Origin of the sequence: Streptomyces sp. TM32 (assembly GCF_004122755.1) — a bacterium.
Classification (GTDB): domain Bacteria; phylum Actinomycetota; class Actinomycetes; order Streptomycetales; family Streptomycetaceae; genus Streptomyces; species Streptomyces sioyaensis.
Map to the genome: position 1 here is coordinate 1 of NZ_SDIG01000039.1, position 11,257 is coordinate 11,257.

At 72.4% G+C, this 11,257-nt stretch carries 8 protein-coding genes and 1 pseudogene; 4 read left to right on the plus strand and 5 right to left on the minus strand.

Translation table 11 applies throughout. The features are described 5' to 3' along the window. Positions 1–182: 182 nt before the first annotated feature. From EST92_RS12230 to rarD, 4 genes are all read left to right on the plus strand, one after another. Positions 183–842, plus strand: coding sequence for a response regulator transcription factor (locus tag EST92_RS12230; protein WP_161981733.1), 660 nt, complete (start codon positions 183–185; stop codon positions 840–842). 295 nt (positions 843–1,137) lie between these two features. Further along, positions 1,138–3,090: a 2-oxoacid:acceptor oxidoreductase subunit alpha gene (locus tag EST92_RS12235; RefSeq protein WP_129280968.1), complete on the plus strand. Its 1,953-nt coding sequence runs from the start codon at positions 1,138–1,140 to the stop codon at positions 3,088–3,090. Further along, positions 3,083–4,177 carry a 2-oxoacid:ferredoxin oxidoreductase subunit beta gene (locus tag EST92_RS12240; protein ID WP_129280969.1) on the plus strand — a complete coding sequence of 365 codons (1,095 nt, stop codon included), beginning with the start codon at positions 3,083–3,085 and terminating at the stop codon, positions 4,175–4,177. The genes EST92_RS12235 and EST92_RS12240 overlap by 8 nt, the downstream gene beginning before the upstream one ends. A 328-nt stretch (positions 4,178–4,505) precedes the next feature. Next, positions 4,506–5,543, plus strand: a complete 1,038-nt coding sequence (gene rarD / locus EST92_RS12245; RefSeq protein WP_129280970.1) for an EamA family transporter RarD — start codon at positions 4,506–4,508, stop codon at positions 5,541–5,543. Between the two features lie 71 nt (positions 5,544–5,614). On the opposite strand, the pseudogene EST92_RS32130 reads toward rarD, so the two are convergent. The 5 genes and pseudogenes from EST92_RS32130 to EST92_RS12275 form a co-directional block, all read right to left on the minus strand. Continuing rightward, positions 5,615–5,743, minus strand: a pseudogene (locus EST92_RS32130) (ABC transporter permease); the annotation flags it as partial. Next, a complete protein-coding gene (locus EST92_RS12255) occupies positions 5,730–6,788 on the minus strand; it encodes an ABC transporter ATP-binding protein (RefSeq protein WP_129280971.1) in 1,059 nt (352 codons plus the stop codon). The pseudogene EST92_RS32130 and the gene EST92_RS12255, both read right to left, overlap by 14 nt. Before the next feature lie 95 nt (positions 6,789–6,883). Next, positions 6,884–8,146 carry an outer membrane lipoprotein carrier protein LolA gene (locus tag EST92_RS12260; protein WP_129280972.1) on the minus strand — a complete coding sequence of 421 codons (1,263 nt, stop codon included), beginning with the start codon at positions 8,144–8,146 and terminating at the stop codon, positions 6,884–6,886. A gap of 258 nt (positions 8,147–8,404) precedes the next feature. Further along, positions 8,405–9,418 (minus strand): polyprenyl synthetase family protein, encoded by a 1,014-nt coding sequence (locus tag EST92_RS12265; RefSeq protein WP_129249632.1) that lies wholly within the window; start codon positions 9,416–9,418, stop codon positions 8,405–8,407. A gap of 517 nt (positions 9,419–9,935) precedes the next feature. Beyond that, positions 9,936–11,138: an FAD-dependent oxidoreductase gene (locus EST92_RS12275; protein WP_129280974.1), complete on the minus strand. Its 1,203-nt coding sequence runs from the start codon at positions 11,136–11,138 to the stop codon at positions 9,936–9,938. Positions 11,139–11,257 lie beyond the last annotated feature (119 nt).

Genomic DNA, 11,257 nt, shown 5'->3' on the forward strand with positions numbered 1-11,257 from the left:
CCCGGGTCGGGCCGCCGGCCGGGGAGTCCACGACCAGCAGGCCGTCGACGGACGCCAGCCGCTCGGCCAGGCCCGCCGCTGATCCCCCGTCCCTGCCTCGCCCCCGTCCGGATGCTGGGATGCTGGAGACGGCAGAGCGGGACGCGACGGGGCATGGGGGAATCTGAGCCGTGGAGGACAAGGTGCGGGTGGTCATCGCCGAGGATTCGGTGCTGCTGCGGGAGGGCCTGACCCGGCTGCTCACCGACCGGGGGCACGAGGTCGTGGCGGGCGTGGCGGACGCCGAGGCGCTGATCGAGGTGATCGGGGAGCTGGCCGACGGGGGCGCGCTGCCGGACGTGGTGGTCGCGGACGTACGGATGCCGCCGACGCACACCGACGAAGGCGTACGGGCCGCGATCCGGCTCCGCCGGGACCACCCCGGCCTGGGGGTACTGGTGCTCTCGCAGTACGTCGAGGAGCAGTACGCCACGGAGCTGCTGGCCGGCTCCACCCGGGGCATCGGCTATCTGCTCAAGGACCGGGTGGCCGAGGTGCGGGAGTTCGTCGACGCGGTGGTCCGGGTCGCCGGGGGCGGGACCGCGCTGGACCCGGAGGTGGTGGCGCAGCTGCTGGGCCGCAGCCGTCAGCAGGACGTGCTGGCGCATCTGACGCCCCGGGAGCGGGAGGTCCTGGGACTGATGGCCGAGGGGCGGACGAACTCCGCGGTCGCCCGGCAGCTGGTGGTCAGCGCCGGTGCGGTCGAGAAGCACGTCAGCAACATCTTCCTGAAGCTGGGCCTGTCGCAGAGTGACGGGGATCACCGCCGGGTGCTCGCGGTACTCACCTACCTCAACTCCTGACCGTCTGACACTCTGTCAGGTAGGTGGCCCGAGGCGTTTTCCACCGGGTCTCAGGACTTTCGGCGTAGAACCAATGGCGGAGTCCGGAGCGTCATGAATGAGGGGGTCACGGGGGCGGTGATTTCATGACAAAACACACCAGATCGGTGTCTCATGTTGACGTCCAGCATGCGACCGCCCTAAGGAAGGCCACCCTTACCCACGTACGATGGTTATGGGACAACCGGTCGGTACGACACGTCCCGAGCCCTGCCTCCGGCGGGGACGCCGCACCCCTCGAGGGAGGTCCGAAGCAGTGACCAGCCAGGTCAGTAGCCCAGCCGAGCAGGCCGACGCAGCGCTTGTCGGGGAACAGCGCGCATCCGGCAACGGCGGGCAAGGCAAGGAAGTCCGGCGCCTGGACCGGGTGATCATCCGGTTCGCCGGTGACTCCGGTGACGGTATGCAGCTCACCGGCGACCGGTTCACCTCCGAGACGGCGTCGTTCGGCAACGACCTGTCGACGCTGCCCAACTTCCCCGCCGAGATCCGGGCCCCTGCCGGGACCCTGCCGGGCGTCTCCAGCTTCCAGCTGCACTTCGCCGACCACGACATCCTCACGCCCGGCGACGCGCCGAACGTCCTGGTCGCGATGAACCCGGCGGCGCTGAAGGCGAACATCGGGGACGTGCCCCGCGGCGCGGACATCATCGTCAACACCGATGAGTTCACCAAGCGCCCGATGGCGAAGGTCGGCTACGCGACCAGTCCGCTGGAGGACGGCTCGCTGGAGGCCTACCACGTCCACCCGGTGCCGCTGACCACGCTGACGATCGAGGCGCTCAAGGAATTCGGGCTCTCCCGCAAGGAGGCCGAGCGCAGCAAGAACATGTTCGCGCTGGGGCTGCTGTCGTGGATGTACCACCGGCCGACCGAGGGCACCGAGGCCTTCCTGCGGGCGAAGTTCGCCAAGAAGCCGGACATCGCGGAGGCGAACGTCACCGCCTTCCGGGCGGGCTGGAACTTCGGTGAGACGACGGAGGACTTCGCCGTCTCCTACGAGGTCGCTCCGGCGACGAAGGCCTTCCCGACCGGCACCTACCGCAACATCTCCGGGAATCTCGCGCTGTCCTACGGGCTGATCGCGGCGGGCCGGCAGGCGGATCTGCCGCTGTACCTGGGCTCGTACCCCATCACGCCGGCCTCCGACATCCTGCACGAGCTGTCCAAGCACAAGAACTTCGGTGTGCGGACGTTCCAGGCGGAGGACGAGATCGCCGGCATCGGCGCGGCGCTGGGCGCGGCGTTCGGCGGTGCGCTGGCGGTGACGACCACCTCCGGCCCCGGGGTGGCGCTGAAGTCGGAGACCATCGGTCTGGCGGTCAGTCTTGAACTGCCGCTGCTGGTCGTGGACATCCAGCGCGGCGGGCCCTCGACGGGCCTGCCCACGAAGACCGAGCAGGCCGATCTGCTCCAGGCGATGTACGGCCGCAACGGCGAGGCGCCGGTGCCGATCGTGGCGCCCAGGACGCCTGCCGACTGCTTCGACGCGGCGCTGGACGCGGCCCGGATCGCGCTCACGTACCGCACCCCCGTCTTCCTGCTCTCCGACGGCTATCTGGCCAACGGCTCCGAGCCCTGGCGGATCCCCGACGTCGACGAACTCCCCGACCTGCGCGTGCAGTTCGCCTCCGGCCCCAACCACCACCTGGCGGACGGCACCGAGGTCTTCTGGCCGTACAAGCGCGACGGGCAGACGCTGGCCCGCCCCTGGGCGGTGCCGGGCACGCCGGGCCTGGAGCACCGCATCGGCGGCATCGAGAAGCAGGACGGCACCGGCAACATCTCCTACGACCCCGCCAACCACGACTTCATGGTGCGCACCCGCCAGGCGAAGGTCGACGGCATCGAGGTCCCGGACATCGAGGTCGACGACCCGGCCGACGAGAGCGGCCGGGGCGCGCGCACCCTCGTCCTGGGCTGGGGGTCGACCTACGGCCCGATCACCGCGGCCGTCCGGCGCGTACGGGGAGCCGGGGAGCGCATCGCGCAGGCCCATCTGCGCCATCTCAACCCCTTCCCGCGGAATCTCGGCGAGGTCCTGGCGCGTTACGACAAGGTGATCGTGCCGGAGATGAACCTCGGGCAGCTCGCGACTCTCCTGCGCGCCAAGTACCTCGTGGACGCGCACTCGCACACCCAGGTCAGCGGAATGCCGTTCAAGGCCGAGCAGCTTGCGGAGGTCTTTAAGGAGGCCATCAATGACTGAGGCGATCTCGGAGCGGCCCTCGCAGATCGAGGCGCTGTCCCTGGTGCCCAAGGCCGAGGCCAAGCAGTCCATGAAGGACTTCAAGTCCGATCAGGAAGTGCGCTGGTGCCCCGGCTGCGGTGACTACGCCGTCCTCGCCGCCGTGCAGGGCTTCATGCCAGAGCTCGGCCTGGCGAAGGAGAACATCGTCTTCGTCTCCGGCATCGGCTGCTCCTCCCGCTTCCCGTACTACATGAACACCTACGGGATGCACTCCATCCACGGCCGCGCCCCGGCCATCGCCACCGGCCTGGCCTCCTCGCGGCGCGATCTGTCCGTCTGGGTCGTCACCGGCGACGGCGACGCGCTGTCCATCGGCGGCAACCACCTCATCCACGCCCTGCGGCGCAACGTCAACCTCAAGATCCTGCTGTTCAACAACCGGATCTACGGGCTGACCAAGGGCCAGTACAGCCCCACCTCCGAGGTCGGCAAGATCACCAAGTCGACGCCGATGGGCTCACTGGACGCGCCGTTCAACCCGGTCTCGCTGGCGCTGGGCGCCGAGGCGTCCTTCGTGGCCCGCACCGTCGACTCCGACCGCAAGCACCTCACCTCGGTGCTGCGCGAGGCCGCCGCCCACCCCGGCACGGCGCTGGTGGAGATCTACCAGAACTGCAACATCTTCAACGACGGCGCCTTCGAGGTCCTCAAGGACAAGGAGCAGGCCCAGGAGGCCGTGATCCGGCTGGAGCACGGGCAGCCGATCCGCTTCGGTGCCCTGGCCCCCGACGGCTTCGGCTCCAAGGGCGTGGTCCGCGACCCGGCCACCGGCGACCTCAAGGTCATCGACGTCCGGGAGGAGGGCCTCGGCGGGGTGCTGGTGCACGACGCGCACAACCCCTCGCCCACCACGGCCTTCGCCCTCTCCCGGCTCGCCGACGCCGACACCCTCCACCACACCCCCATCGGTGTGCTGCGCAGCGTCGACCGGCCGGTCTACGACACCCTGATGTCCGACCAGTTGGACGCCGCGATCGAGCAGAAGGGCAAGGGCGACCTGGCCGCCCTGCTGGCCGGCAACGACACCTGGACCGTCGTCGGCTGACGGCCGGTCCACGGAGGTTCCCGGGCGGGGCCCTCCACGGCAAGACCCTCAAGGGCACCTGCGGGGTGTCCGTACGGGAACGTCCTCGGGCGTCCCGTACGGGCACCCCGCTCGCCGTTTTCCGGAGCCTCGCCCGCTCACGTCACAGGAGCCGCGTCCCTGCCCGCCGCCTGCCCGTACGGGGCGGGATCTCCCGTCATGACCGTCTCGTCATGCCCCGCCTCGTCATCACCTGTCCCGTCATGACCGTATGGCAAAACACACATGACAGACCGGCCGCGCGGCGCTACCTTCGCAGGGTCGACGATGCGCCACCAGGAGGGTCCCCTTGCAGACTCGAAGCGAACAGCGTGCCGGACTCGCCTACGGCGTCGCCGCCTACACCATGTGGGGCCTGCTGCCCCTCTACTGGCATCTGCTGGACGCCGCCGCGCCGTCCGAGATCCTGGCCCACCGCATGGTGTGGTCGCTGCCCGTCGCGCTCGTCATCCTGGCCGTGCTCCGCCGCTGGTCATGGATGGGCCCGCTCCTGCGGCAGCCCCGGCGACTCGCGCTGATCCTGCTCTGCGCCGTGGTCATCTCGGCGAACTGGTTCCTCTACATCTGGGCGGTCAACGCCGGGCACGTCCTGGAGGCCTCGCTCGGCTACTTCATCAACCCGCTGGTCAGCATCGCCTTCGGCGTGCTGTTTCTGCGCGAGCGGCTGCGGCCGCTGCAGTGGACGGCAGTGACGATCGGCGCCGTGGCCGTCGTCGTGATGACCGTCGCCTACGGCAAGGTGCCCTGGATCGCGCTCGGGCTGGCCTTCTCGTTCGCGACGTACGGGCTGGTCAAGAAGGGCGTCAAGCTCGACGGCATCGAGGGCTTCAGCGCCGAGACCGCGATGCAGATGCTGCCCGCACTGGGTTTCCTGATCTACCTCGGCCTGCACGGCGAGGCCAGCTTCACCTCCGGCGGGGTGGGCCAGGCGCTGCTGCTCGCGGGCTGCGGCATCGCGACCGCGGTGCCGCTGATCTGCTTCGGCGCCTCGGCCATGCGGCTGCCGCTGACCATGATCGGGATGTTGCAGTATCTGGCGCCGACCTTTCAGTTCCTGCTGGGGCTCACCGTCTTCCGTGAGGAGATGCCGGCCGAGCGCTGGGCCGGCTTCGCGCTGGTGTGGGCGGCCCTGACGGTGCTGACCTGGGATGCGCTGCGGACCGCCCGGCGCGGGCGGGCGGCACTGGCCGACGCCGCGGCCCACGCGGGCGAGGCGGCCGCGGCCGAGGCGGTCCAGGTGGCGGACGCGGCCCGGGAAGCGGCGGCGGCACGGACCGCCGCGGCACGGACGCCGGCGCCCCAGCCCCCCGGCGACCTCACGCAGTGATGTCCCGGCTGGTGAAGCGCGCCCAGGCCGCCGAGCCGAACACCAGGGCGTACAGCGCCTGCAGACCGACGTACGCCCGCGAGCACCGCCAGCAGCGCCAGGGTGCGCCAGCGCCGGAACGTCACGGCGATCTCGTTGCGCAGCAGGCCCAGCGACCACAGCGGTCGGGGCGTGCGCGGCGCCGCCTCAGTCCGCGACATCGAAGCCCTCCCCGGTCAGCTGGACGAAGATGTCCTCCAGCGAGGCGCGTTCGGTGCCGAAGCCGCGGACCCGGACCCCGGCGTGCACCAGCGCGGCGTTGAGGTCCGCCAGATCCGGCGCCGCCGCGTCGCCGCGCCCGCCCAACGGCATGTCCACCGGCGGCAGTTCGCCCGACACCTGGTCGCCGGTGGTCCGCAGGCCGGTCAGGCCGTGCTCCGTCAGGACCCGGGCCGCGTCCGCCGGATCGGGGGTGGTCACCGTCAGCCGGCCGTTGCCGCGTGCGTCGAGGACCGTGGCGGAGAGCTCGGCGACCGTGCCCTGGGTGATCAGCCGGCCGCGGGTCATCACCGCGGCATGGGTGCAGATCTGCTCGATCTCGTCGAGCAGATGGGAGGAGAGAAAGACGGTGGTGCCGTCCGCCGCCAGCTCGCGGACCAGGGCGCGGATCTCCCGCATGCCCTGCGGGCCCAGGCCGTTGGTCGGCTCGTCGAGCACCAGCAGGTCCCGGGACCGGAGCAGGGCGGCGGCCAGTCCGAGGCGCTGTTTCATGCCGAGGGAGTAGGCGCGGGCCTTCTTGCCGGCCGCGGCGGCCAGGCCCACCCGCTCCAGCGCCTGGCCGACCCGCGCGGTACGGGTACCGGGATCGGCGCCCGGGTCGGCGGCGTCGAACCGCCGGAGGTTGTCCCGCCCGCTGAGGAACCCGTAGAGCGCCGGCCCCTCGATGAGGGCGCCGACCCGGGGCAGCACCCGGCGGCCCGCGGACGGCATCGGCGCACCCAGCACCCGTGCGCTGCCGGACGTCGCCCCGATCAGGCCCAGCAGCAGGCGGATGGTGGTGGTTTTGCCGGAGCCGTTGGGGCCGAGGAAGCCGAAGACGCTGCCGCGCGGGACGACCAGATCGAGGCCGTCGACGGCGAGCCGGCCGCCGCGGTAGGCCTTGCTCAGCCCCCGTGTCTCGATCGCCGGGTCGCCACCCGGCGCGCGCCCCGGGCCGGGCCCTTCGGTTCGCGGGCCGTTCGGCCGCGGTGCGGGCGGCGGTGGCATCGGCGGGCTCCCCACGTCGTACGGAGGGGCCGACGGGTCCGCCGCGCCACCCCGGTCAGGGCGGCGCGGCGGACCCGGGAAGGCTGCGGCGCCCGCTACTTGGCGGCGTTGGCCGCGTCGATCAGGGCCTGCTTGTCGACGGCGCCGACGTAGACGGTGCCGTTGTCCGTGACCAGGGCGTTGACCAGGCGGGTGCTGAAGACCCGGCCGGAGCCGAAGGAGCCGTGCACCTTGTCGCCGATGCTGTCCAGGAACCCGGCGACGTCGCCGCCGCTCCCCTTGCCCTTGCCCTCGCCCTTGCCGGAGGGCAGGCCGGAGCCCTCACCCTTGATCGTGGCGATGGACGTCCAGCCCTTGCCCAGGACGTTCAGCCCGCCCATGTCCTCGGTGGCGGCCTTCCTCTCCTTACGGGGCGCGCTGTCCTCGCCGTACTCGCGCTGCGCCGTCGCGCCCGCCTTGTCACCCTGGACGACCTTGGCGCCCTTGGGCGGGGTGAAGGCGAACGTGCTCGCGGCGGGCTTGGCGAAGTCGACGCTGGTGAAGCCGACGTCGATGGCGGCCGCGCCACCGCTCTTGGGGGTCAGGGTGAACTTCAGCGGCACACCGTTGGCGGCGTCGACCGCGATCCGGATCGAGCCGACCGTCGAGGCGGCCTGCTTGGGCTTGATGAGCAGCTGGTAGGCGTCCCGCCCGGCTACCTTGGCGGTGCCGTCGACGGTGACCGAGGTCGTGTCGCCGGCCGCCTGGAGGGCCTGCTTCGCGAGGTCCTGCGGAGTGGCGTTCTTCAGGCCCGGGGGAACGTCCTCGGGGGCGTGCTGCTTGCCGTGCCGGCCGGCCTCGGGCGCGGTGTGGTGGAAGGCGGTGTTGCTGCTGCTGTCGTACCCCCACACCTCGTTGCCGTTGTGGACGAGGCTGTACTCGGCGGCCTTGTCGACGATCGACACCCGCTGCTTGTCGGGGCCGTCGGCGGCGACGCGCAGCGTGTGCGCACCGGACGCCAGCTCCATCAGCTTGCTCTGCGGTTCGGCGGATCCGCCGCCCCCGCCCTCTCCGCCGCCGAAGGCGCCCGCTCCGCCGGCCCCGCCCGGCAGGGACGGCAGGCCGAGGTCCGCGCCGGCCCGGACCGTGCCGGAGAGCTGCTGGACGTCCGACTTGGCCATCTTGGCTATCAGGTCCTGCGCCGAAATCTTCGGCAGATCCGGCGAACCCGAGCCGGCGAACGCCGGGACCAGCCCGATCGTGGCCGCCGCCACCCCCGCCACCGCGACCGGTACGGCATATCGCATCGCCTTACGGCGCCTCGGGGAGCCCTCCCCGTCCCACCCGTCGGTGCCCTCTGTCGGTTCGTTGCGTGGCATGTGCCCTACCTCCGTCGTATGCGGCGGCTGTTGCGCTGTCCACCAGTCCCCCCTGGGTTCACTGGCCCGTCCGCCGCGCGCTCTGGTGGTTTCCATCCCACCAAATCGCCCGGCCCAACGCGTCAGCCCGCGGGAGCAACTTGTCGTACTGCTGAGGTATGACGCCCGGTCACGTCAGGCGGAACTCCGTACGCCGGGAGTCTGATCACTCCCTAGGGGATGACGGACCGGCTCTCGGGGACGGTCCCGGGGAAGGGCTCAGCCCGCCCGGTGCACCACCGCGTCGCAGAGGCCTTCGAGGGCCGCCTTGGCCATGCACGCCGGCAGCGGCGCCAGCGAGGCGCGCGCCTCCTCGGCGTAGCGGACGGTGTCCCGCCGGGCCTCTTCGAGCGCCGGGTGGGCGCGCAGCCCGGCCAGCGCCTCGGCGTGCCGTGCGTCATCGGTGAGGTCGCCGGCCAGCAGCTCGCACAGCGCGCGGTCCTCGGGCGTGCCGGAGCTGCTCTCGGCCCGCGCCCGCAGGCGCAGTACGGGCAGCGTCGGGATGCCCTCGCGCAGGTCCGTGCCGGGGGTCTTGCCCGATTCATGGGAATCGCTGGCGATGTCCAGGACGTCGTCGGCCAACTGGAAGGCGGTGCCCAGCCGCTCGCCGTACTGGGTGAGGATGTTGACCGTCGACTCGTCGGCGCCCGACATCATCGCGCCGAAGCGCCCCGCGACCGCGACCAGCGAGCCGGTCTTGCCTGCGAGGACGTCCAGGTAGTGGTCGATGGGGTCGCGGCCGTCACGCGGTCCGGCCGTCTCCAGGATCTGGCCGGTCACCAACCGCTCGAACGCCTCGGCCTGGATCCGGACCGCGTCCGGTCCGAGGTCGGCGAGGATGTGCGAGGCGCGGGCGAACAGGAAGTCGCCGGTCAGCACCGCGACGGAGTTGCCCCAGCGGGCGTTGGCGCTGGCCACGCCGCGGCGCACATCCGCCTCGTCCATCACGTCGTCGTGGTAGAGCGTCGCCAGATGTGTCAGCTCCACCACGACCGCGGAGGGCACCACGCCGGGGCTGTAGGGGTCACCGAATTGCGCGGCCAGCATCACCAGCAGCGGCCGGAACCGCTTGCCGCCCGCGCGCACGAGATGCTGCGCGGCTTCGGTGATGAACGGCACGTCGCTCTTGGTGGCCTCCAGCAGGCCCTCCTCGACAGCCGCCAACCCGGCCTGGACATCGGCCTCAAGAGCCTGGTCCCGCACGCTCAGCCCGAAGGGCCCGACGACGGTCACGAGGGGTACTCCTGTCTGCTGACGATCAAACTGCACGTCGATCTGTCGCTGTCTCCACCATTGGCCAGCGTATCCGGTCGCAGTTCGATCACCGTGAGCGCCCGCCCCCCGAACCGCCCCGGAAGCACCGTGCCCCCCTGGCAGGTGCGTTCCGGATCGCCGGTTGACGTGCCTCCGACGCGGGAGCGCGGGCCCGGGGCCGGGCCCGTGCGCTCCCCTGCGTTCCCCGCTGTTCCCACGCATCACAGCCGTCACAGGAGGGCGCGGGAGAGCCGAATACCGGCGACAAGCATGTCGTTTTCGGCCATAGCCGGGGGCGCGCCTGCCGGGGGCCCTCCTGGCCGTCCTGCCCGGGCCGCTCGTCCCGGAGGGCGGCTCCTCCTCCGGGGCCGCTCCCGCCCGCGGGCCGCCTCTCCCGCCCGGCCCCGATGACCCGGGCCGCCGCCCCGCCGAGGCCCGGCGCCCGGAACCCGGCCGGCAGCCGGGCGGCCGGCAGTCAGGGACCGCCGGCCCCCGCTCACCCGTGCGCCCGCGCCACCGCCCGTGCCAGCCGCGGCGAGGCGAACTCCGTGCCGCACACGAAGCGCATCACCGGCCCGAACGAGGCGGCCGCCGGCAACCCCGTGAAGTACAGCCCCGGTACGGACGAGCGGAAGCCGGCGGTCAGCAGCGGCCCGCCGGCCCGCGTCACGATCCCGGTGCGCAGCCCCTGCCCCAGGAAGTCCAGCGCCGCCAGATCCATCCGGTAGCCGGTCGCGGCCAGCACATGATCGGCGACGAGCTCCCCGCCCTGCCCGTCGGCGCCGCGCAGCGCCAGGACGGGGCGGCCGTCGCGGACCGTGGCGCGCACGATCCGCCGGCCCTGCGTCACCCGCACCCGGCCGGTGAACCGGTCCCGCAGCCACCACGCCCCCCGCGGGCCGAGCACCCGGCGCACCAGATACCGCCGCGCGGGCACCGGCAGCCGGCGGAAGGCGCCGGCGTGGTACGACACCGCATGCAGCGACCAGGCGTTGCCGAACGGCGAGGACGGCCGCAGGCGGGGCTGGCGGTCCGGCGGCGTGCCGAAGCCCACCGCGGCGGGGCCGCGCGCCACCACCCGTACGGACTCCGCGCCCGCCTCGGCCAGCAGCACCGCGCTCTCCAGCGCCGACTGCCCGGCGCCGATCACGACCACCGACCGGCCGGCCAGCGCGGACAGGTCGTGGTGCTGCGAACTGTGCGAGACCGGCCCGGTGGCGGACGGGCCGTCCGGGATCGCGGCGGCCAGCTCCGGCGGCAGCTGCGCCAGCCCGCTCAGCCCCGTGGCGACGACCACCGCCCGCGCGCCGACCTGCTCACCGCTGTCCAGCTTCAGCTCGAAGCCGTCGGCCCGCCGGTCGACCGAGACCACCCGGACCTGCTCCAGATCGGGGACCAGCCGCTGCTGCACCCACTGCCCGTACCGGACGAAGGACTCGACGGGGACGAGGTCCCAGTCCGACTCGTACGGCCCCTCCCCCGTCGCCGCGCAGAAGTCACCGAGGCCGTGGCCGGGCTGCGGGGCGTCGATGCTGGAGGCCGCCGGCGTCGACGTGAGCAGCATCCCCGCGGGCATCCGCGCGCGCCAGCTCACCATGGGCTGCCCGAAGACCCGCACCGGAAGACCGCGCGCCCGTAAGTGCGCGGCCGTCGACAGGCCGTACGGCCCGGCCCCGACCACCGCTACCGGAGTGTTCAATTCGGCCCCTCCCCTTGCTCGATCGGTGCCGTGGCACCCGCCCGGCGGCCCCCCGCCGCAGCTGCATCAGATATCCGGCGCCCGGCCCGACGGACCGCGCGAGCCTCGTGAGGAACGGC

What these genes read in the sequence shown, in the direction of transcription:
- EST92_RS12240 (WP_129280969.1), top strand. Translation starts at nt 3,083, where the DNA reads ATGACTGAGGCGATCTCGGAGCGGCCCTCGCAGATCGAGGCGCTGTCC.
- EST92_RS12255 (WP_129280971.1), bottom strand. Translation starts at nt 6,788, where the DNA reads ATGCCACCGCCGCCCGCACCGCGGCCGAACGGCCCGCGAACCGAAGGG.
- EST92_RS12260 (WP_129280972.1), bottom strand. Translation starts at nt 8,146, where the DNA reads ATGCCACGCAACGAACCGACAGAGGGCACCGACGGGTGGGACGGGGAG.